Below are 19,900 nucleotides of genomic sequence, written 5' to 3'. Positions count from 1 at the left end.
CGAACAGGAGCGACGGTCAGGGCAGCCGGGCGACGGTCACGAACTCGTTGTAGGTGAACAGCCGGCCGGCGGCGCGGGGGAACGGGAACGAGTACTGGCGCAGCACGGTGAGGCCGAGTGCCCGGCAGTCCTCGGCCGCCTCGGCGAAGCCCACGAACCGGACGTGCGAGGCGTCGCTGTGGTAGCCGCGCTCCTGCGGGGTGATGAAGACGGCCCGCCCGCCGGAGCGGACGAACGGCAGGTACGACCCGACCACCTCGCGGGCCTGCGCGGCGGGCATGTGCTCCAGCAGGTGCGCGGCGAGCAGCGAGTCGAAGGCGCCCGGCCGGGCGTGGGCGGAGCCGAAGAACTCCTCCGTCGGGTACGCCTCGAGACCGAGCGCGCGGGCGTGCGCCACGGAGGTGGGGTTGTGGTCCACCCCGACCGCGCCCTCACCGAGGTTGACCAGGTTGCGGCCGAGCCCGCAGCCGACGTCGAGGGTGCGGCCCAGCCGCAGCCGGCGCAGGTTCCACCGGTACGGCGCCTGCACGTCCAGCAGCCGCTTCCAGCGCGCACCGCTGAGCTGCTGCAACCGCTGGGTGTACGCCGCACCCTCGGTGCCCGTGGGATCCTGCCCTGCCTTCTTCATCCGGGCTCCCTTCGTCTCTCGTCGCACCGCTCGACCGCCCCCTTGCGCAGTGACCGGTGTCACGATCGTCTAGCCTAGCGGGGAGCCCAGCGCTACCAGGATGTGACTGATGGTGAACCAGACTGCTCCGTCGGCCGGGTCGGGCACGGCACCGGGCGGCGGTGCCGCCGCCGGTGCCGCCCCCGCAGCGCACGGTCGGCTCTGGCGGTTGGCCCGGGCGACGCTCGGCGGCAACTGGGAGCACGACCACACGGTGCCGTCGCGCACCCTGTACCCGCACCAGTGGAGTTGGGACTCCGCGTTCATCGCGATCGGTTGGGCCCACGTCCGCCCGGAGCGCGCCTGGTCGGAGCTGACCAGCCTGTTCCGCGCCCAGTGGCGCGACGGCCGGGTGCCGCACATCGTGTTCAACCCGGCGGTACCCGGTGGCGCCTACTTTCCCGGGCCGGGGTTCTGGGCGTCGGAGACGATCGAGGGTACGCCCCCGGTGGCCACCTCCGGCCTGGTGCAGCCGCCCGTGCACGCCCTGGCCGCCTGGTGCGCGTACCGCCGGGCGCCGTCGGAACGGGCCCGTGCCGGGCTGCGCCGGCTCTACCCGCGACTGGTGGCGCAGCAGCGCTACCTCGCCACCCACCGCGACGTCGGCGGCGGCGGGCTGGCCAGCATCGTGCACCCGTGGGAGTCCGGACTGGACAACAGCCCCGCCTGGGACGCTCCGATGTCGGCGGTGCCGGCCGACACGGCGGTACTGCGCGCGTACCGCCGGCGGGACACCGTGCACGCCGCGCCGGCGCACCGGCCCACCGACCTGGACTATGCGCGGTACGTCGCGATCGTCACCGCGTACCGCGCGGGCGGATACCGCGACGAGGCCCTGGCCGACCGGCACCCGTTCGTCGTGGAGTGTCCGCTGTTCAACGCGGCCCGGGGCGCCGCCGAGCGGGCGCTGGCCCGGATCGCCGGCGAGATCGGCGCGGACCCGGCCCCGCACCGGAACCGGGCGGCCCGGATCACCGAGGCGGTGGTGACCCGGCTGTACGACCCGGCCAGTGGCACCTTCCACCCCCGCGACCTGCGGGCCGGCCGGCTGACCCCGGCCCGGACGGTGCTCGGCCTGACCCCGCTGATCCTGCCCGACCTGCCCGCGCGGCAGGTCGAGGCGGCGCTCGTCGAGGCCGGCTCGGCCCGGTTCGGTCTGGCCACCCGGATGGCCCGTCCGCTGCCGAGTCACGACCGCACCGCGACCGACTTCGAGCCGCTGCGCTACTGGCGCGGTCCCAGCTGGATGAACATCAGCTGGCTGGTCCGGCACGGGCTGCTCGCGCACGGGCAGGACCGGTTGGCAGCCGGGCTGCGCGCGTCGATGATCGAGCTGGCCGGCACGGCCGGCTGCCACGAGTACTTCCACCCGGACACCGGCGCCGGCCTGGGCTCGCCGGCGTTCAGCTGGACGGCGGCGCTGCTGCTGGACGTGCTGGCCGACTGACCGCCGAGCCGGGCGGTGGTGTGCGGCGGGCAGGTAGGTTGCTGTCCAGGGGCCGGCCCCGCACCGCCGGGAGCCGGCAGCGTCCGCCGCCGTCGGGTGGGCACTGACCAGGGTGGACGGAGGCGTGATGGGTCGGGACAGCTACGACGAGCAGCTCGACCGGCTCACCGGCGTGCTGGCGACGATGAGCCGGGGTGCCGCCGGGGCCGTCCGTGGCGCGACCACCGCCCTGCTCGACGTCGACCTGGGCGCGGCCGAGGCGGTGGTGGCCGGTGACGCGGTGCTGGACGGCCAGCGGGCCGAGGTGGAGGCGACGATTCCCCAGCTGCTGGTCCGGCACCAGCCGGTCGCCTCGGATCTGCGCCTGGTGCTGTGCGCGCTGCGGATCGCCGGTGACCTGGAACGGATGGGGGATCTCGCGGTGCATGTCGCGAAGGTCGTCCGGATGCGGCATCCGGTGGGGGTGGTCCCGGAGTCGGCGGTGCCGGTGATGACCGGGCTGGCCGACGCCGCGGCCCGGATCGCCGACAAGACCACGATGGTGCTGGCCACCCGCGACCGGTTCGACGCGATGCAGCTCGGGCTGGACGACGACGAGGTCGACGCCGCCCAGGAGCGCCTGCTCTCGCTGCTCGTCTCCGGCTGGCCGTACGGGGTGGAGTCGGCGATCGACCTGGCCCTGGTCGGCCGGTACTACGAGCGGTACGCCGACCACGCGGTCAACGTCGCGCGCCAGGTCGTCTACCTGGTGACCGGAACGATCCGGCTCTGAGCGCGGGCCGCGGGCCGGTCGGGTGCCGGTCCGGGAGCGGTGCCAATCCGGGCATCCGGTGCGGTCGCGGCATCAAGGTCACATCCCGTCGCCGGTTCGGCCACCACCGAGCCGCCAAGTTCATTTTTCGTTCACCTGGGACCGGGAGTCCGGCTACCTGCGCCTCCTAGCTTGACTCGCGTACGGCCCGGACGGGCTGATGCACCCCGATAGAGAGGCTTACCTGGTGAACCGCAACGTGCTTTCGCGGCGCGTCCTTGCTGGCGTCGCGCTTGCCGCGCTCGCGCTTACCGGCTGTGGTAGCAACGACAACAGCTCGGAGCCGGGCGGCAGCGGCGGCGACAGCGCCTACGCTGACCTGTCCGGCGAGTTGAAGGCGTCGGGCGCCAGCTTCCCGGACGCTTACTACCAAGAGGTCATCGAAGCCTTCAAGGCCGAGGCCTCCAACGTGACGGTCACCTACAACGCGACCGGCTCGGGCACCGGCAAGAAGCAGTTCGGTGAGGGCCTGGTCGACTTCGCCGGCACCGACAGCCTGGTGAAGGACACCGACGGCGTGGCCGCCGGTTCCTTCCTCTACGTGCCGACGGTGGCGGCGCCGATCACGGTCGCCTACAACCTGCAGGGCGTCGACAAGCTGCAGCTGAGCGCCGAGACGCTCGCCAAGATCTTCCAGACCGACATCAAAACCTGGGACGACGCGGCCATCAAGGCCGACAACCCGGGCGTCGAGCTGCCCAGCACGGCGATCACCGTCGCGCACCGCTCGGACGGCTCCGGCACCACCAACAACTTCACCAAGTACCTCGACGCCGCCGCCTCGGGCACCTGGAAGCTGGGCAGCGGTGACACGGTGGCCTGGCCGGCCAGCACCCAGGGTGGCGAGAAGAACACCGGTGTCGCCCAGATCGTCAAGCAGACCAACGGCGCCGTGGGCTACGTCGACCTGAGCGACGCCAAGGCGACCCAGCTGACGTTCGCCGCCATCAAGAACAAGGACGGCCAGTTCGTCGAGCCGACGATCGAGGGCACCACCTCCGGCCTGGAGGGCGCCGAGATCGCCGACGACCTGAGCTACAACCCGCTCGACGCCGCCGGTGCCAGCGCCTACCCGATCACCGCACCGACGTTCATCATCGTCAAGACCTCCTACGGCGACGCCGCCAAGGCCGAGCTGGTCAAGGGCTTCCTCACCTACCTGCTCAACGACGGCCAGGACCTGGCCAAGGAGATCGACTTCGCGCCGCTGCCCGCCTCCCTCAAGGAGAAGGCACTGGCCCAGGTCGAGAAGATCCAGGGCTGATCAAATCAAGATCGCTAGGGCGTTCCAGCTGGGGACGGGGTCAGGTCGATCCCGTCCCCAGCGGGGTACCTGAGCTGGAGTGAAGATGACCTTGACGAACAAACCCCCCGCCCCCCGGTCGGCGCTGGCCCAGCATGGCCGCAGCGCCCTCGGCGACCGTGTCTTCTCCTGGTGGACGCTCGGCACCGGCCTGCTGGTGCTCGCCATTCTCGGGTTGATCCTGATCACCACCGTCCGGGAGGCCTGGCCGGCGTTCGACGCGATGGGCCTGCGGTTGATCACCGAGCGGGTCTGGGATCCGAACCCGGCCGCCGGCGACGCGATCTTCGGCGCGCTGTCGTTCGCGTACGGTACGGCGATCTCGTCGCTGATCGCCCTGCTGTTCGCGGTGCCGGTCTCGGTCGGTATCGCGCTGTTCCTCACCGAGTTGGCGCCGCGCCGGCTGCGCGGCCCGGCGGTGACCGTGATCGACCTGCTGGCCGCCGTACCGTCGGTGGTCTTCGGCCTCTGGGGCATCCTGGTCGTCGCGCCCGCCCTGGTCCCGGTCTACCAGTGGATCCACGACGTGTTCGGCGGCATTCCGCTGATCGGGCGCCTCTTCGGCCCGGTGAGCACCGGTCGCAACTTCATGACCGCCGGCCTCATCCTGGCGATCATGGTGACGCCGATCATCACCTCGATCACGCGTGAGGTGTTCAGCACCGTCCCGCGCGCCGACAAGGACGCGGCCCTCGCGCTCGGCGCCACCCGCTGGGAGATGATCCGGGGAGCGGTCTTCCCGCACAGCTTCGGCGGCGTCGTCGGCGCGGTGATGCTCGGCCTCGGCCGGGCGATGGGGGAGACGATCGCGGTGGCCCTGGTCATCGGCGGTGCCACGAACATCACGGCCAACCTGTTCGCGCCCGGCAACTCGATGGCCGCCGTGATCGTGCAGCAGTTCGGCGAGTCCACCGGCACGTTCACCGCCGCGCTGATCGGCCTCGGCGTGGTGCTGTTCGCGATGACGGTGCTGATCAACGTGCTCGCCCAGGTGATCGTTCGTCGGGCCGAGGCCCGCATGAAGGGAAGCGTCGCGTGACCGCCACCGCATCGCCCGCCACCCGCCCGGCCGCCGGCCGGCCCGACCTCTCGCGGGCGGCCCTGTCCGGTCGGCGCCGGTTCAGCAACCACCTCGCCACCGGGGCCATCTGGGTGGCCGTGCTGCTCGCCGTCATTCCGCTGGCCCTGGTGACCTACACGGTCATCGGCAAGGGCGGCGGGGTGATGAGCCTGTCGTTCCTGACCGAGGACATCCCGAACTCGTACCGCCGCGAGGGTGGCGGCATGGCGCCGGCGATCGTCGGGACGCTGGTCATCACCGGAATGGCCGCGCTGATGGCCATCCCGCTCGGCGTGTTCGGCGCGATCTACCTCAACGAGTACGGCAAGCAGCGGCCGCTGGCCCGCGTCATCCGGCTGATGGCCGACGTGATGACCGGCGTGCCGTCGATCGTGATGGGTCTGTTCATCTACATCTCCTGGGTGCTGCTCGTCGGCCAGCTCTCCGGCTTCGCCGGTGCGCTGGCGCTGGCCTGCCTGATGCTGCCGGTGGTGATCCGCAGCAGCGAGGAGATGCTCCGGCTGGTCCCGGACGAGCTGCGGCAGGCGAGCATGGCGCTCGGTGCCCGCAAGTGGAAGACCACGATGACCGTGGTGCTGCCGGCGGCCATCTCCGGCATCACCAGCGGCTCGCTGCTGGCCGTCGCCCGCGCGGCCGGCGAGACCGCACCGATCATCATCGTCACCGGCATCGTCTTCTCGCCCAACTGGAACCTCTTCAGCGGCTCCAACACGGCACTGCCGGCGCAGATCTTCCGCAACGCCAGCCAACCCTTCGAGGCCGCCCAGGCGCGTGCCTGGGGCGCGGCACTGACGCTCATCGTGATCGTGCTCGGCTTCACGATCATCGCCCGTTTCATCTCAAGCCGGTTCGCGATCAAGGAGCGCTGACATGGCCCGTAACGACACCGACCTCACCACCCGACCGTCCGTGGCGGTGCACGCTCCCGGCACCACCGGTGGCGTCGAGCCCACCACCGCACCGGTGATGCAGCTGCGCGACGTCAGCGTCTACTACGGCAGCTACGAGGCGGTCCGCGGCACCACGATGCCGATCCAGCAGAACCAGGTCACCGCGATGATCGGGCCCTCGGGATGCGGCAAGTCGACGGTGCTGCGGGCGCTCAACCGGATGAACGACCCCATCCCGGGTGCCCGGGTCAGCGGCGACGTGCTCTTCCACGGCCAGGACCTGTACGCCAAGGACGTCGACCCGATCCAGGTGCGCCGGCGGATCGGCATGGTCTTCCAGAAGCCGAACCCGTTCCCCAAGTCGATCTACGACAACGTCGCGTACGGCCTGCGGATCAACGGCATCAAGGGTCGGCTCGACGACCACGTCGAGGAGGCGCTGACCCAGGCCGCGCTCTGGGACGAGGTCAAGGACAAGCTCCGCAAGAGCGCCCTGGCGCTCTCCGGCGGCCAGCAGCAGCGACTCTGCATCGCCCGGACGATCGCGGTCAAGCCCGAGGTCATCCTCATGGACGAGCCCTGCTCGGCCCTCGACCCGATCGCCACGGCGAAGATCGAGGACCTGATGTTCGAGCTGACGAACGACTACACGATCGTCATCGTCACGCACAACATGCAGCAGGCCGCCCGGGTCAGCCACTACACCGCGTTCTTCACCGCCGAGGTGGATGAGAAGCAGGTGCGGCACGGCCGGCTCGTGGAGTTCAGCCAGACCGGCAAGCTGTTCACCAACCCCGTCGACAAGCGTACGGAGGACTACATCACCGGTCGCTTCGGCTGAGTGGGTAGGGGAGGTCGATGGGGGAGAGCCGGTACCGATGAACAACCTCGTCGAGGCCACCAGGGGTGACCATCGATCCGACGGGCGTTTCGTGCTGCTCGTGGTGGACGACGACGAGAGCGTCGGCGCCGCGCTGGTCGCCCAGCTGGCCGACCACCGGGTACGCGGACACCACTTCCCGCACGCCGCCGAGGCCCTGCTGGCCGCGGGGGCGCTGCAACCGGACGCGGCCGTGGTCGCCGCCGGCCTGGCCACCATGAGCAGCACCGAGTTGGTGCGGCTGCTCGCTGACCGGGCCGGCATCCCCACCGTGGTCGGAGTGGGCGACGACGACGGTGGAGTCGCCGTGGCCGCGCTCAAGGCCGGCGCCACGGCCTGCGTCCGCCGTCCGTACCGGCCCGAGGAGGTGCTGCCGATCCTGCGGGCGATCCGCCCGGAGACCTCCGGTGCCCTCGACCCGCCGATCGAACTCGGTGGGCTGCGGGTCGACCCGGCGACGTTCGAGGTGAGCCTGCACGGCCGGACGGTGGCCCTGCCGTTGAAGGAGTTCCGGCTCCTCTACTTCTTCATGAGCCACGCCGAGCGGACGGTCACCCGCGAGCAACTGCTCGCCGCCGTCTGGGGTGGGATCTCCGACGACACGTCGAACACCCTCACGGTGCACATCAAGCGGTTGCGCCGACGGCTCGCGCTGGACGGTGACCACGCGCCGATGATCGTGACCGTCCGAGGCCTGGGCTACCGGTTCGTGCCCGCGCCGGCCACGGCAACGCCCTCGACGTCGTGAACGTGCCGGCGCAGCCGCCGTACCCGCCGACGGCGGGTGCTGCGGGGTCGGACCCGGAGGGCATGGTCCTGGTGGCGGTGCCGCTGGCGTACATCCCGCACGTGGCCCGGTTGCTGGCCGACCTCGACGCCCGGCAGCGGGTCGGGCCGGCGCCCCGGCGTCGCGCCGAGCCGGGCCCCCGGCCACCCACGACGGACTGGACGGTCGAGGATCTGCGCCGGCTCAGCCGGGGACGCAGCGCCACCCACCGGACGGTGACGGCGGTGCTCGACGCGCTCGCCGCCGAGCCGGAACGGCTGTTCACGGTGGGGGACCTGGCCCAGGTCACCGGGCGGCCCCGCAAGAAGATCATCGGCGCGTTGGCCGGGCTGACCCGACTGCTGAAGGCGCACTACGACTATGCCGGCCGGGGACTGCCGTTCGCCCGGCTGGCCGGCCGGCCCGAGGCGCCCCGGGAGTTGTGCTACACCATGGATCCGGAGCGGGCGGCGCGGTGGCGCAAGGCCCGACCACCGGCCGGCTCGGCCGAGCAGGACGACGAGCGGGGCGCCGGCGAGCGGGCCGAGCGCGGCCCCGGCGATCACCTGGCCGAGCGGGTGGTCGCCCCACCGGAGCCGTGACCAGCCCGCGCTACCTCTCGGCGGGCGGTTTGACGCCGTCGCGCCGGTGACCGGCGGCGGCGTCCAGCCGTCGCACCTGCTCGATCATCGCGATCACGGCCGCGTGTCCCTCGGGTGACAGGCGGGCGTCGACCAGCCGCAGCGCCACCTGCCTGATGTACGGATCGGCCAGCACGGTGAGGAGATCGTCGGGGGGATCCTGGCAGGCCGGGCGCCCGGTGAAGAACGAGGGCGGGCGGCCGAAGAAGGTGGCGATGGCCTCCACCACCGACCGCCGTGGGTCCGGGGCGCGTCCCTGGCGCAGGTTGCTGAGGTGGGTGTGGGAGATCCGGCACCCGCGCCGGGTCAGTTCGCCGGCCACGTGTCGGACGCTGAAGGGCCGGCCGGCCGGATCCCGGGTGGTGCGGAACAGCCAGTCGAGGCGCTCGGCGAAGGTCTCGCCGGGGCGATCGGGCTCCTCAGGCATGGGGGCTCCTCGCACAGCGGAACACCAGATCTACACGAGGATCTGATCCGGAATCAAGATTGACAAGACTCCTAACTGTCCGCGTACGATGACGTCGCTTTGGCAACACTTGTGGCCGGATCGGATGATCTCTGGCACCGGGCGTTGCCAGAGTGGTCTTTCGTGCACGCGCACGTGGTGTGGAACGGGGGCGCGACGTGTCCTACGGCGTCCGGAAGACCTCCGGGCGTGGCTCGTCCGCCGATCGCCGGCCCTCGGCCCCGGCCCGGTCGGCGACGGGTCCGCCCGGGCACCGCCGGCGTTTGTCGGGCACCGGCCGGGGTAACCGGCGCGGCGCCGACGACAGGAGGGCGCCGTGCGGTTTCCCCTATTCGTCGCCGCGGTGTCGCGCCGCTCCGGGCTGGCCCCCGAGCTCGCCGCCACCGTCGCGCGAGCGGTGCTGCAGACCGTCGTGGAGCGGATGACCGGCGGCGCGACGCGCGACCCGACCGGGTACCTGCCGGCCGAGCTGAGTGACGCCACGGCGCCAGCCGGACCAGCCGACTTCCTGCGCCGGGTCGGCCGGTGGGCCGGGGTGGACGAGGCGACGGCCGCCGCCGGAGCCGCCGCGGTCTTCGCGACGCTGCGCGAGACGGTCACCGTCGGGGAGTTCCAGGAGATGGTGGCCCGGCTCCCCGCCGGCGGCGTCGACCCGATGCTCGGGCCGGGCGGGACGACCCGGTAACCCGGATTCCCGATCCCTGCCGACGGGGCCGCCGGCCGCAGCGGCTAGGCTGCCGCCGTGGCAGGTCTGTTGAGGAGTGTGGCGGCCCGGGTCGGCGCGGTGATCCCGACGCCGCGGTCGGCCGGGCCGACCCCCGCGAAGCCCGCGCGGCCGCGTCAGGTCACCGCGTTGCAGCGCCGCGAGTTGTCGTACGCCCCGGAGCCCGACGGGCAGGCCGACCCGGGCGAGATCGTCTGGACCTGGGTGCCCTACGAGGACGATCCCCGGCAGGGCAAGGACCGGCCGGTGCTGGTGGTGGGCCGGCACAGCCGGACGCTGTTCGGGCTGATGCTCTCCAGCCAGCGCGACCGCCAGGGGGAACGGCACTGGCTGGCCCTCGGGCCGGGGGAGTGGGACCGCGACCAGCGCCCGAGTTGGGTGCGGCTGGACCGGGTACTGACCATGCGCGAGGACAGCATCCGCCGGGAGGGCGCGGTGCTGGACCGGGCCCGGTTCGACCGCGTCGGCCAGGCGCTGCGCGCCGGGTACGGCTGGCACTGAGGGTGGCCGGCGGGGTTCGCCGTCAGCACTCGGCGAGGTGCGCCGTGTCGCGCAGCGCCCGGCCCGGCCGGGACGATTCGAGCCCCTTGGCCTCGTACATCGCCGCGTCGGCGCGGTCGAGTGCCTCGGTGAGCTGCGTCCCCTGCACCGGTGCCAGGCCGACCGAGGCGGTCACCTGGAGGGTGGTCGTGCCCAGCGGGATCGGCGCGGCGAGCATGTCGCACAACCGCCGGGTGGCGTGCTCGATCCATCGTCGGTCGAGGGTCGGGCTGGCCAGCAGCCCGGCGAACTCGTCACCGCCGAGCCGGGCCACCAGATTGTCGCCGGCGAAGGTGGCCAGCCGCTCGGCGACGCTGATCAGCACCTGATCGCCGGCGGCGTGCCCGTACCGGTCGTTGACCTGCTTGAAGTCGTCGAGGTCCAGCACCACCGCGACCAGGGGGCGACCGGAGGAGTCGGTGAGCAGCGTCGCGGCGAGGCGATAGAAGGCCCGCCGGTTGGGTAGCCCGGTCAACGGGTCGTGGCTGGCGGCGTGCCGCTCGGCGGTGAGTTCCGCCTGAAGGCGCCCGATCTCCGCCTCGGCCCGTACGGCCCGGCGTCCCAGTTGCCAGGAGGAGAGCAGCGCTCCCGCGGCGCAGATGCCGGACGCGATGGTCAGCGGATCCGGCACCACCATCTCCCTTCGCCGCGACACGCCCCCGGCATCGACCGGCGAGCGCTGCCAGACACCTCGTTCCCCCTGATGGTGGCCAGGTTCGTGGGACAGAGCGTGAGCAAATGCGCACCACGCACGTGCGTTATCATGCTCGCTGTCCATTGCAGATGCAATAGCAGATGCACGTGCACAATTGAGTCGACACCGTCCCTCTTGCCGCTACCGCTCCTCCCACGGCACGGCGCCCATCGGAGAGAACAGACGCCCCATGCAGCAGCCACCCAACGGTGTTCCCGTCAATCAGTTGCCTCCCCTCGCCTGGCTGAAGAGCCGGCGCAGCAACCCCAGTGGAAACTGCGTCGAGTTGGCGGAGTTGCCCGGCGGGGCGGGCATCGCCATGCGCAACTCCCGGCACCCGGACGGGCCGGCCCTGATCTACACCGTGGACGAGATCGCGGCGTTCGTGCTCGGTGCCCGTGACGGTGACTTCGATCATCTGATCGGCTGACCTGGCATCCCGTCGACGGGATTCTCCGAGCGCGGGATGGAGGTTCACCTCACTGATGGTTCATGGCATGCTTACACGTCGGTTGGGCCGGTCCACCGGTTCGACCACTGACGGCATGCGGAGGACGGCAGGTGACCATGGTTTCCGCCGAGGAAGGCCCGGCGGCGGGCCCGACCGTGCTGCGGATGCTGCTGGGCGGCCAGTTGCGGCGGTTGCGGGAGTCGCGCGGGGTGACCCGGGAGAGCGCCGGCTGGGAGATCAGGTCCTCCGAGTCGAAGATCAGCCGGATGGAACTGGGGCGCGTCGGCTTCAAGGAGCGCGATGTCGCCGACCTGCTCACCCTCTACGGAGTCACCGCCGAGCAGGAACGCGCGGCCCTGCTCAAGCTGGCCCGGGACGCGAACAACCCGGGCTGGTGGCATCGCTACGGCGACATCCTGCCGTCATGGTTCCAGTCGTACCTCGGCCTGGAGGCCGCGGCGGCGCTCATCCGTAGCTACGAGGTCCAGTTCGTCCCGGGCCTGTTGCAGACCCGGGAGTACGCCCGGGCCGTGGTGCTGCTCGGTCACGCCGGGGCCGGCCCGGCGGAGATCGAGCGTCGGGTGGATCTGCGGATGCGCCGCCAGGAGGTGCTGCGCCGGCAGCGCCCGCCGCGACTGTGGGCGGTGGTCGACGAGGCGGTGCTGCGCCGCCCGATCGGCGGGCCCCGGGTGATGCGCGGCCAGCTGGAGGCATTGCTCGAGGCGACCCGTACGCCGAACGTCCGGCTCCAGGTGATCCCGTTCGCCGCCGGTGGGCACGCCGCCGCCGGTGGCGCCTTCACCATCCTGCGCTTCGGTGACCAGGACCTGCCCGACATCGTCTACATCGAGCAGCTGACCAGCGCGATCTACCTGGACAAGCGCGAGGACCTCGACTTCTACGCGGCCGCCATGGAGCGACTCTGCGTCGAGGCCGAGCCGCCGGAGCGTACGCCCCACATCCTTGAGGGAATCATCGCCGAGCTCGCCCCCCGCTGATGGGCCGGCCGGGCTGACCGAGGTTCATTGACACCTGTCGGGTCGTGCGGGTAATCTCTGGATCGATCCAGTCTGAATCGATCCAGAAGGGGGGTGGCCCGTGAAGCCCACCCTGCGGGCCGTCGCCGAGGCCGTCGGTGTCTCGCGCAGCACGGTCTCCAACGCCTATGGGCGCCCCGACCAGCTCTCGCCGCAGCTGCGCCAGCGCATCCTCGACACGGCGCGGCAGATGGGTTACCCCGGCCCCGACCCGACGGCCCGATCGCTGCGGCGGGGCTTCGTCGGCGCGGTCGGCGTGCTGTTCACCTCCCGCCTGTCGTACGCGTTCACCGACCCCTTCGCGGTGCGGTTCCTCACCGGGTTCGCCGAGGCGGCCGAGCGGCACGACACCAGCCTGCTGCTGGTGCCCCTGCCCGACGACCCGGCCCGCGCGCGCAAGGCGGTGGAGAACGCCTCCGTCGACGGGTTCTGCGTCTACTGCGCCGGTGACGAGGAAGGGGGGATCATCGACACGATCCGGGGTCGGGGACTTCCGTTCGTCACCACCTCGTCGCGTCCCCGTGCCGACGACCGGTGGGTCGGCATCGACGAGCGCGGCGCCGCCCGGTCGGCCGCCGAGCACCTGGCCGGCCTCGGTCACCGCCGGGTCGCCCTGCTCGGCGACAACGTTCTGCCGCACGCCGGCACCGGCCAGGTGCGCGTCGCCGATGTGGCCGAGGTGCCGCGTTCCACCAACCGCGACCGTCTCGCCGGCTTCGCCGACGCCTTCGCGGCGGTCGGCGTCGGCTGGTCCGAACTGACGATCCTCTCGGCGGCCACCAACGCCCGCGCGGCCGGTGCCGCCGCCGTCCGGGCGCTGGACGCCCTCCCCGAGCCGCCCACCGCAGTGCTGGCCTGCTCCGACGTCCTCGCCCTGGGCGCGCTGGACGCCCTGCGCGCCCCGGGCGCGACGGATCGGGGCATCTCGGTGACCGGCTTCGACGACATCCCCGAGGCCGCACCCGCCGGCCTGACCACCGTGTGCCAACCCGGCGAGGAGAAGGGGCGCAGCGCCGCGACGCTGCTGTTCGACCCGCCCACCGACGCCACCGCAGGTCAGATCCTGCTGCCCACCACGCTCGTCGTCCGGAGCAGCTCCGGACCGGTCCCGAGGAGTTGACCATGGAACACCTCACCGGCTTCATCGTCGCCGACGACGCGGTCACCCGCCATGTCATGTCGGCCCGACCGGACGCTCCGGTGCGTCCCGACGCACCCCGCCGGGCACGACTCGCCGGGCCGCGCCGGCTCACCGCCCGGGTCCTGCGCCGGCTGGCCGACCAGATCCAGCCGGCCCCGGTGCCCGCCCCGAGCACCTGTCGGTCCTGAGTTCGGACCGGGCCGCACCGCCCACCGGCCCCTGACCCGGCCGGGCGGGTGGTGCGGCGGGTGGCGAGCAGGCAGACTGGAGGCCCATGTCGCCGTTCACCCCCAGCCTGCGCCTGCACGACCGCTACGTGCTGCGCGACCGCATCGGCCTCGGCGGAATGTCCGAGGTGTGGCGCGCCGACGACGAGGTGCTCGGCCGGTCCGTCGCGGTGAAGGTTCTCGCCGGCACGTTCGCCGTCGACCCGGGCCTGCGCGCCACCATCCGGCGGGAGGCCCGCGCCGCGGCCCGCCTGACCCACCCCCACGTGACCCAGGTGTACGACTACGGCGAGGCGGCCCTGGCCGGCGGCACGGTCGTGCCGTATCTGGTGATGGAGCTGGTCGACGGGCAGAATCTCGCCGAGCGCCTGGCCGACGGCCCGCTGCCCTGGCGGCCGGCCCTCCGGATGGCCGCCGAGGTGGCCTCCGCCCTGGCCGCCGCGCACCGCCTCGGCGTGGTGCACCGCGACATCAAGCCCGGCAACGTCATGCTCACTGACACCGGCGCCAAGGTGCTCGACTTCGGCATCGCCGCGCTGGCCGGGCCACAGCCCGCCGGGTCCGGGTCGGCCGGCGGCCCCCTGATGGGTACGCCGGCGTACACCGCGCCGGAGCGGCTGAGCGCCGACGCGCCGCACCCGGCCAGCGACGTGTACGCGCTCGGCGTACTGCTGCACCGCACCCTCACCGGTGACGTCCCGCTGCCCGTGCGCAGTTGGGAGGACGCGGTCGTGGTGAACGCGAGCCGCCCGTCCGTACCGCCGCCGCGGGTGCCGGGTCTGCCGGCCGATCTCGCCGAGCTGGTGCTGGCCTGCGTGGATCCTGATCCGGCGCGGCGTCCCACGGCCGGGCAGTTGGCCGCGCGGTTCCGCGCCGGTGCGGCCGGCCCGGCGGAGTCGCCGACCGCCGCCCTACCGATCGTCGGCGCGGCCGTCTCCGGCCGTGACACGGCGGAGGAGACCGCCATCCGGCCGGCTCCCGATCATCCGCCCACCCTCGTGGAGGGCGCGGACGGGTGGCCCGCGACGGCCACCCTCAGCGGTCCGAGCCCTGGTCCGTCGCCCGCCAGGCCGGCATCCGGTGGTCCGATGCGCGCTGCCGCCCGCCGCCCGGGGCCGGCTTCCGGACGGCCACGGCGAACCCGCCCTCCCGTGGGTGCACTGGTCGCGACCGGTCTGGCCCTGGCCGTGGGCCTGGGGGCGGTGCTCGTCCTCGGTGACCGGGACGCCGGGCAGCCGGCCGCCGCCCCGACCGCCACCTCCTCGGCCGCCCCGCCGCCCTCGACCGCGCCGGCCTCGCCGAGGCCCAGTGCCACGCCGTCGTCCGCCCGGCCGGAGCCGGTGAGCCTGCGGCAGGCGGCGGTCGAGTTCATCGCGTTGCTCGCCGAGGCGCAGCTCACCGGCGAGATCGACCGCAAGGCCGCCGACCGGCTGCGCAAGGAGTTCACCGACCTCGCCGGGAGCCGGCCCAAGGACCACGACAAGCGCATCGAGGACCTGCGGGACCGCCTCGACCACGAGGTGGATCGCGGCCGGATTCCCGACGACGTCGCCGACCGGCTGGACGACCTGCTCGACCGGTTCGAGGCGACGCTGCCCGATGACGACGACGATGACGACTGACGGGCCTCAGGTCAGCGCCACCCGGACGAACTCGCCCGGCGCGACCCCGGCCCGGGCGAGCATCGATCCGTCGGGCGCCCAGACCGCCGACCGCCCGGCCGCCTCGGCATAGCCGCCGCCGGTCGAGCCGGCGAAGCTGGCGACCGCGACGACGACCCGGTGCGTGGTGGCGATCCGGTACGCCCGGGCGTCGGGCACCGCCGCCTCCGCCGCCGAGTCGACGATCGACGCCGCGTACACGTCGATGCCGAGAGCGCAGGTGCGTGCCGCGTGCTCCGCGATGCCGGTGTCCTTGCAGATCGCCAGGCCGAGGCGCCAGCCGTCGACGTCCAGCACCGCCGGCGAGGGGCCCGGAGTGAACCGGCGGGACTCGGCCGCGCCGAGCCACATCTTGCGGTACGCCACCCGGGCCCCGGCGCCGTCCACGGCGAGGGTGGCGATGTGCTCGCCGGCCACCGGCGTGCCGACCAGCGCGATCGTCCCCGCCTCGGCGCACGCCTCGACCAGTGGGCGCAGGCGCGGGTCCGACGGGTCGACCGCCGGGGCGTCGAGCTGGTAACCGGTCAGCGACAACTCCGGGAAGACCACCACCCGGGCCGTGGCAGCGCGGACCAGCGCGGCGTGTGCCGTCACGTTCGCCTCGACGTCGTACGCCACGCACGGCGGCTGGGCGACGGCGATCATCAGGGAGCCGCGCGGCGATTCTCCCGCCACGCTGTGCAGCCTAGGGCTCGCGCGGCTCGAAAGTCGACGGCCGGTGGAGCGTCGACCCGGGGAAGTTCGTACCGTGTGAGGCATGATGCTTGTCCGGTACGCGTCGTCCACGGTCGTCGCCCAGTCCGCACCGCCCGAGGACGGCCTGGTCGGCTTCGTCACCGACCTGGTGGAGCGGCTCGGTGGCCCCGGTGCCGGCCTGGCCGTGGCGCTGGAGAACCTGTTCCCGCCGATCCCGAGCGAGGTCATCCTGCCGCTCGCCGGGTTCGTCGCGGCACAGGGCCGGATGAGCGTGCTCGGTGCGATCTTCTGGACCACCCTCGGCTCGCTGCTCGGCGCCCTCGCGCTGTACCGCATCGGTGCCGCGCTCGGGCGCGAGCGGACGCGGGCGATCGCGGCCAGGTTGCCGCTGGTGAAGCTCAGCGACGTCGACCGCACCGAGGAGTGGTTCCTGCGGCACGGGGTGAAGGCCGTCTTCTTCGGCCGGATGATTCCGATCTTCCGGAGCATGATCTCCATCCCGGCCGGGGTGGAACGCATGCCGCTGCTCACCTTCGTGGTCTACACCACGCTGGGCAGCCTGATCTGGAACACCACCTTCGTGATGGCCGGCTACCTGCTGGGCGACAACTGGCACCTGGTCGAGGGGTACGCCGGCATCCTGCAGAACCTGGTCATCGTGGCCTGCGTGCTCGGCCTGCTCTGGTTCGTCGTCACCCGGCTGCGCCGCTCCCGGCGAGCGGGTGGCCTGCGATCCAACGACAGCGGCGCCGGCCTGGCCGATGCCGCGCCCGCCGGGGTACCCGATCCCGACGGGCGCGGCACCATCTACCGCAGCGCCTGGGCCGACAACGCCCACCGCCCCGACCAACCCCCACCCCCCTGATCTGTGGCGGCTGGGGCACTCGACACGCCGACGACGGACCATCGGTACTGCCACAAACCGAAGCGTCAGGGCCGGGAGGGGGGGGAGCGGGTGGGAGTGGTCGAGTTGCCGGGCGGGGTGCGGGTGCGTGGGCGGCGGATCGGCGATCCCGCGCCACCGGCCGACTTCAGCCTGCTGCTGGCGCCGGGGCCGGTGCCGGCCTGGGCGTACCGGCGGGTCCGGTGGCCGGACTTCTGGATCCCACTAAACCGGGCCGACGCCCTGGACGCCCTGCGGGAGGCGCTGCGGCGCGGGTACGCGGGCCAGCGGGTGGAGGTGGCCTGCCGGGGCGGAACCGGACGCACCGGCACCGCACTGGCGGCGCTGGCGATCCTCGACGGGCTGCCCGCCGAGCGGGCCGTCGACTGGGTCCGGGCCGCCTACCGTCCCGGCGCGGTGGAGACGCCCTGGCAACGCCGCTGGCTGCGCCGCCTGCCCTGACACCCACCCCGCCGTCCCGGCGCGGTGGCGGTGGCGGTGCGGTCAGCGGGCGGGTGTGCGGTCAGCGGGCGACGTATTCGCGGAGGTGGCGGGCGGTGAGCGTGTCACCGTTCGCCACCAGGTCGGCGGGCGTGCCGGTGAACACGATCCGGCCGCCGTCGTGACCCGCGCCCGGGCCGAGGTCGATCAGCCAGTCCGCGTGGGCCATCACCGCCTGGTGGTGTTCGATGACGATGACCGTGTTGCCGGCGTCCACGAGCCGGTCGAGCAGCGCGAGCAACTGGTCCACGTCGGCCAGGTGCAGCCCAGTGGTCGGCTCGTCCAGCACGTAGGTGCTGGCCTTGTCGGCCATGCGGATGGCCAGCTTGAGCCGCTGTCGCTCGCCGCCGGAGAGGGTGGTCAGCGGCTGGCCGAGGGTGAGGTAGCTCAGCCCGACGTCGGCCAGCCGGTCCAGGACGACCCGCGCCGGCCCGCTGGGGAAGAAGTCCCGGGCCTCGGCGACCGACATGCCGAGCACCTCGCTGATGTTGCGGCCCCGCAGCCGGTAGGTGAGCACCTCGTCGGTGAACCGGCGGCCCTCGCACTGCTCGCAGACCGAGGCGACGCCGGCCATCATCGCCAGATCGGTGTAGACCAGCCCGATGCCCTTGCAGGTGGGGCAGGCGCCCTCGGAGTTGGCACTGAACAGGGCCGCCTTCACCCCGTTGGCCTTGGCGAAGGCGGTGCGTACCGGATCGAGCAGGCCGCTGTAGGTGGCCGGGTTGCTGCGCCGGGAGCCACGGATCGGTGACTGGTCGACGACCACCACGCCGTCGCGGCGGTGCAGCGAGCCGTGCACCAGGGAACTCTTGCCGGAGCCGGCCACACCGGTGACCACCGTCAGCACGCCGAGCGGGATGTCCACGTCGACGTCGCGCAGGTTGTGCAGGTCGGCACGGCGGATGGGCAACTGGCCGGTGGGGGTGCGAACGCGCTCGCGCACGCGTACCCGGTGATCCAGGTGCCGGCCGGTGAGGGTGCCGGAGCGACGCAGGCCGGCCACGTCGCCGGTGTAGCAGATCCGGCCACCGGCGCCGCCGGCGCCGGGACCGAGATCGACCACGTGGTCGGCCACGGCGATGGTCTCCGGCTTGTGTTCGACGACGAGCACGGTGTTGCCCTTGTCCCGCAGCCGCAGCAGCAGGTCGTTCATCCGGGCGATGTCGTGCGGGTGCAGGCCGACGGTGGGTTCGTCGAAGACGTACGTGATGTCGGAGAGGCTGGAACCGAGGTGCCGGACCATCTTGACCCGCTGCGCCTCCCCGCCGGAGAGGGTGGCGGACTCGCGGTCGAGGCTGAGATATCCGAGACCGATCTCGACCAGCGAGTCGAGCAGGCTCCGCAGGCTACCGGTCAGCGGGGCGACCGACTCGTCGTCGATGCTCCGGAGAAACTCCGCCAGGTCGCTGATCTGCATGGCGGAGCACTCGGCGATGGTGCGCCCGGCGATGCGGGAGGACAGCGCCGCCGGGTTGAGCCGGGTGCCGCCGCAGTCGGCGCAGGTGGTGAAGGTGACCGCCCGGTCGACGAAGGCCCGGATGTGCGGCTGCATGGACTCGCGGTCCTTGGCCAGGTAGAGCCGGCGGACCTTGACGATCAGACCCTCGTAGGTGATGTTGTTGCTGCCCACCTTGATCTTCGTGGCGGGCTTGTGGAGGAAGTCCGCCCACTGCTGCGCGGTGAAGTCCTGGAGTTTGACGTCCGGGTCGAACAGCCCGGAGCCGACGATGGTCTGCCAGTACCACGTGTCGACGGCGAAGTTCGGCGCGGTGATCGCACCGTCGTTGAGCGACTTCTCCACGTCGACCAGCTCGGTGATGTCGAGGTCGGAGACCCGGCCCAGGCCCTCGCAGGCGGGGCACATGCCCTCCGCCAGGTTGAAGCTGAACGCGCCGGCCCCGCCGACGTACGGGCTGCCCAGCCGGCTGAACACGATGCGCAGCATCGCGTACGCGTCGGTGGCGGTGCCGACGGTGGAGCGGGAGTTGGCGCCCATCCGCTCCTGGTCGACCACGATCGCCGGGGTGAGGTTGCGCAGCGAGTCCACGTCGGGCCGGGAGAGGCTGGGCATGAACGACTGGAGGAAGGCGCTGTACGTCTCGTTGATCAGCCGCTGGGACTCGGCGGCGATGGTGCCGAAGACCAGTGAGGACTTGCCGGAGCCGGAGACCCCGGTGAAGACCGTCAGCCGGCGCTTGGGAATGTCGACCGAGACGGCGGCGAGATTGTTCTCCCGCGCGCCGCGTACCTCGATGACGTCGTGACTGTCGGCGGCGGACCGTGCTGGCTGCTGCATGCGAACCCTTCGCGAGATCGTGGGCGGACTCCCGCCCGGAACTGGCTCCCGATGGCCTGGGCTGGGTTCAATTGTCTCATTCATCAGCATGTTGAGA

22 protein-coding genes are annotated in these 19,900 nt (G+C 72.4%); 17 read left to right on the top strand and 5 right to left on the bottom strand.

Going from position 1 to position 19,900, the window contains the following annotated elements; all coding sequences use genetic code 11:
* Nucleotides 1-16 precede the first annotated feature (16 nt).
* Complete coding sequence (locus tag O7615_RS28780; RefSeq protein ID WP_278180914.1) at nucleotides 17-628, bottom strand: class I SAM-dependent methyltransferase; 612 nt, start codon at nucleotides 626-628, stop codon at nucleotides 17-19.
* 109 nt (nucleotides 629-737) lie between these two features.
* Between O7615_RS28780 and O7615_RS28775 the strand changes: the two genes are divergently transcribed.
* From O7615_RS28775 to O7615_RS28740, 8 genes are all read left to right on the top strand, one after another.
* A complete protein-coding gene (locus O7615_RS28775) occupies nucleotides 738-2,114 on the top strand; it encodes a hypothetical protein (RefSeq protein WP_278180913.1) in 1,377 nt (458 codons plus the stop codon).
* 127 nt (nucleotides 2,115-2,241) lie between these two features.
* Nucleotides 2,242-2,886 (top strand): phosphate signaling complex protein PhoU, encoded by a 645-nt coding sequence (gene phoU / locus O7615_RS28770; RefSeq protein WP_278180912.1) that lies wholly within the window; start codon nucleotides 2,242-2,244, stop codon nucleotides 2,884-2,886.
* Between the two features lie 226 nt (nucleotides 2,887-3,112).
* The gene (gene pstS / locus O7615_RS28765; RefSeq protein ID WP_278180911.1) at nucleotides 3,113-4,189 is read left to right on the top strand and encodes a phosphate ABC transporter substrate-binding protein PstS; all 1,077 of its coding nucleotides are present in this window, start codon (nucleotides 3,113-3,115) and stop codon (nucleotides 4,187-4,189) included.
* Between the two features lie 85 nt (nucleotides 4,190-4,274).
* A complete protein-coding gene (pstC, locus tag O7615_RS28760; RefSeq protein WP_278180910.1) occupies nucleotides 4,275-5,267 on the top strand; it encodes a phosphate ABC transporter permease subunit PstC in 993 nt (330 codons plus the stop codon).
* The gene (pstA, locus tag O7615_RS28755) at nucleotides 5,264-6,178 is read left to right on the top strand and encodes a phosphate ABC transporter permease PstA (RefSeq protein WP_278180909.1); all 915 of its coding nucleotides are present in this window, start codon (nucleotides 5,264-5,266) and stop codon (nucleotides 6,176-6,178) included. Before pstC ends, pstA begins: the two co-directional genes overlap by 4 nt.
* Before the next feature lies 1 nt (nucleotide 6,179).
* Entirely contained in the window at nucleotides 6,180-7,040 is an 861-nt protein-coding gene (gene pstB, locus O7615_RS28750) for a phosphate ABC transporter ATP-binding protein PstB (RefSeq protein WP_278180908.1), read from the top strand.
* Between the two features lie 37 nt (nucleotides 7,041-7,077).
* On the top strand, nucleotides 7,078-7,827 hold the full coding sequence (locus tag O7615_RS28745; RefSeq protein ID WP_278180907.1) for a response regulator transcription factor: 750 nt from the start codon (nucleotides 7,078-7,080) through the stop codon (nucleotides 7,825-7,827).
* Entirely contained in the window at nucleotides 7,824-8,447 is a 624-nt protein-coding gene (locus O7615_RS28740) for a hypothetical protein (protein ID WP_278180906.1), read from the top strand. The genes O7615_RS28745 and O7615_RS28740 overlap by 4 nt, the downstream gene beginning before the upstream one ends.
* Nucleotides 8,448-8,457: 10 nt before the next feature.
* On the opposite strand, the gene O7615_RS28735 is transcribed toward O7615_RS28740, so the two are convergent.
* The gene (locus tag O7615_RS28735) at nucleotides 8,458-8,913 is read right to left on the bottom strand and encodes a hypothetical protein (protein ID WP_278180905.1); all 456 of its coding nucleotides are present in this window, start codon (nucleotides 8,911-8,913) and stop codon (nucleotides 8,458-8,460) included.
* 355 nt (nucleotides 8,914-9,268) lie between these two features.
* Between O7615_RS28735 and O7615_RS28730 the strand changes: the two genes are divergently transcribed.
* A complete protein-coding gene (locus O7615_RS28730; protein WP_278180904.1) occupies nucleotides 9,269-9,637 on the top strand; it encodes a DUF2267 domain-containing protein in 369 nt (122 codons plus the stop codon).
* A gap of 57 nt (nucleotides 9,638-9,694) precedes the next feature.
* Nucleotides 9,695-10,177: a type II toxin-antitoxin system PemK/MazF family toxin gene (locus O7615_RS28725; protein ID WP_278180903.1), complete on the top strand. Its 483-nt coding sequence runs from the start codon at nucleotides 9,695-9,697 to the stop codon at nucleotides 10,175-10,177.
* 22 nt (nucleotides 10,178-10,199) lie between these two features.
* On the opposite strand, the gene O7615_RS28720 is transcribed toward O7615_RS28725, so the two are convergent.
* A complete protein-coding gene (locus O7615_RS28720) occupies nucleotides 10,200-10,847 on the bottom strand; it encodes a GGDEF domain-containing protein (RefSeq protein ID WP_278180902.1) in 648 nt (215 codons plus the stop codon).
* 253 nt (nucleotides 10,848-11,100) lie between these two features.
* On the opposite strand from O7615_RS28720, the gene O7615_RS28715 reads away from it, so the two are divergent.
* The 5 genes from O7615_RS28715 to O7615_RS28695 all read left to right on the top strand — a co-directional run bounded on the left by O7615_RS28715 (nucleotide 11,101) and on the right by O7615_RS28695 (nucleotide 15,388).
* Nucleotides 11,101-11,340 carry a DUF397 domain-containing protein gene (locus O7615_RS28715; RefSeq protein WP_278180901.1) on the top strand — a complete coding sequence of 80 codons (240 nt, stop codon included), beginning with the start codon at nucleotides 11,101-11,103 and terminating at the stop codon, nucleotides 11,338-11,340.
* A 131-nt stretch (nucleotides 11,341-11,471) separates the two neighbouring features.
* Nucleotides 11,472-12,359 carry a helix-turn-helix transcriptional regulator gene (locus tag O7615_RS28710; protein WP_278180900.1) on the top strand — a complete coding sequence of 296 codons (888 nt, stop codon included), beginning with the start codon at nucleotides 11,472-11,474 and terminating at the stop codon, nucleotides 12,357-12,359.
* 100 nt (nucleotides 12,360-12,459) lie between these two features.
* The gene (locus O7615_RS28705; protein WP_278180899.1) at nucleotides 12,460-13,518 is read left to right on the top strand and encodes a substrate-binding domain-containing protein; all 1,059 of its coding nucleotides are present in this window, start codon (nucleotides 12,460-12,462) and stop codon (nucleotides 13,516-13,518) included.
* Between the two features lie 2 nt (nucleotides 13,519-13,520).
* The gene (locus O7615_RS28700) at nucleotides 13,521-13,727 is read left to right on the top strand and encodes a hypothetical protein (protein ID WP_278180898.1); all 207 of its coding nucleotides are present in this window, start codon (nucleotides 13,521-13,523) and stop codon (nucleotides 13,725-13,727) included.
* 86 nt (nucleotides 13,728-13,813) lie between these two features.
* Nucleotides 13,814-15,388: a serine/threonine protein kinase gene (locus O7615_RS28695; protein ID WP_278180897.1), complete on the top strand. Its 1,575-nt coding sequence runs from the start codon at nucleotides 13,814-13,816 to the stop codon at nucleotides 15,386-15,388.
* Between the two features lie 6 nt (nucleotides 15,389-15,394).
* Here O7615_RS28695 and O7615_RS28690 read toward each other — a convergent pair whose 3' ends face one another.
* Nucleotides 15,395-16,072 carry a carbon-nitrogen hydrolase family protein gene (locus tag O7615_RS28690; RefSeq protein WP_278182274.1) on the bottom strand — a complete coding sequence of 226 codons (678 nt, stop codon included), beginning with the start codon at nucleotides 16,070-16,072 and terminating at the stop codon, nucleotides 15,395-15,397.
* 115 nt (nucleotides 16,073-16,187) lie between these two features.
* Between O7615_RS28690 and O7615_RS28685 the strand changes: the two genes are divergently transcribed.
* Both O7615_RS28685 and O7615_RS28680 read left to right on the top strand, forming a co-directional pair.
* Complete coding sequence (locus O7615_RS28685; protein WP_278182273.1) at nucleotides 16,188-16,988, top strand: DedA family protein; 801 nt, start codon at nucleotides 16,188-16,190, stop codon at nucleotides 16,986-16,988.
* 90 nt (nucleotides 16,989-17,078) lie between these two features.
* Nucleotides 17,079-17,468: a protein-tyrosine phosphatase family protein gene (locus O7615_RS28680; protein ID WP_278180896.1), complete on the top strand. Its 390-nt coding sequence runs from the start codon at nucleotides 17,079-17,081 to the stop codon at nucleotides 17,466-17,468.
* A 61-nt stretch (nucleotides 17,469-17,529) separates the two neighbouring features.
* Here O7615_RS28680 and O7615_RS28675 read toward each other — a convergent pair whose 3' ends face one another.
* Nucleotides 17,530-19,803, bottom strand: a complete 2,274-nt coding sequence (locus tag O7615_RS28675) for an excinuclease ABC subunit UvrA (RefSeq protein ID WP_278180895.1) — start codon at nucleotides 19,801-19,803, stop codon at nucleotides 17,530-17,532.
* Nucleotides 19,804-19,900: the final 97 nt, after the last annotated feature.

The organism is Micromonospora sp. WMMD1082, assembly GCF_029626175.1.
GTDB lineage: Bacteria > Actinomycetota > Actinomycetes > Mycobacteriales > Micromonosporaceae > Micromonospora.
The sequence above is the reverse complement of the archived record's forward strand: the minus strand, read 5'-3'. Positions and strand labels throughout refer to the sequence as shown.

What these genes read in the sequence shown, in the direction of transcription:
- O7615_RS28695 (WP_278180897.1), top strand. Translation starts at nt 13,814, where the DNA reads ATGTCGCCGTTCACCCCCAGCCTGCGCCTGCACGACCGCTACGTGCTG.
- O7615_RS28690 (WP_278182274.1), bottom strand. Translation starts at nt 16,072, where the DNA reads ATGATCGCCGTCGCCCAGCCGCCGTGCGTGGCGTACGACGTCGAGGCG.
- O7615_RS28715 (WP_278180901.1), top strand. Translation starts at nt 11,101, where the DNA reads ATGCAGCAGCCACCCAACGGTGTTCCCGTCAATCAGTTGCCTCCCCTC.
- O7615_RS28775 (WP_278180913.1), top strand. Translation starts at nt 738, where the DNA reads ATGGTGAACCAGACTGCTCCGTCGGCCGGGTCGGGCACGGCACCGGGC.
- O7615_RS28745 (WP_278180907.1), top strand. Translation starts at nt 7,078, where the DNA reads ATGAACAACCTCGTCGAGGCCACCAGGGGTGACCATCGATCCGACGGG.
- O7615_RS28780 (WP_278180914.1), bottom strand. Translation starts at nt 628, where the DNA reads ATGAAGAAGGCAGGGCAGGATCCCACGGGCACCGAGGGTGCGGCGTAC.
- pstB (WP_278180908.1), top strand. Translation starts at nt 6,180, where the DNA reads ATGGCCCGTAACGACACCGACCTCACCACCCGACCGTCCGTGGCGGTG.
- O7615_RS28685 (WP_278182273.1), top strand. Translation starts at nt 16,188, where the DNA reads ATGCTTGTCCGGTACGCGTCGTCCACGGTCGTCGCCCAGTCCGCACCG.
- pstC (WP_278180910.1), top strand. Translation starts at nt 4,275, where the DNA reads ATGACCTTGACGAACAAACCCCCCGCCCCCCGGTCGGCGCTGGCCCAG.
- O7615_RS28700 (WP_278180898.1), top strand. Translation starts at nt 13,521, where the DNA reads ATGGAACACCTCACCGGCTTCATCGTCGCCGACGACGCGGTCACCCGC.
- O7615_RS28735 (WP_278180905.1), bottom strand. Translation starts at nt 8,913, where the DNA reads ATGCCTGAGGAGCCCGATCGCCCCGGCGAGACCTTCGCCGAGCGCCTC.
- O7615_RS28675 (WP_278180895.1), bottom strand. Translation starts at nt 19,803, where the DNA reads ATGCAGCAGCCAGCACGGTCCGCCGCCGACAGTCACGACGTCATCGAG.
- phoU (WP_278180912.1), top strand. Translation starts at nt 2,242, where the DNA reads ATGGGTCGGGACAGCTACGACGAGCAGCTCGACCGGCTCACCGGCGTG.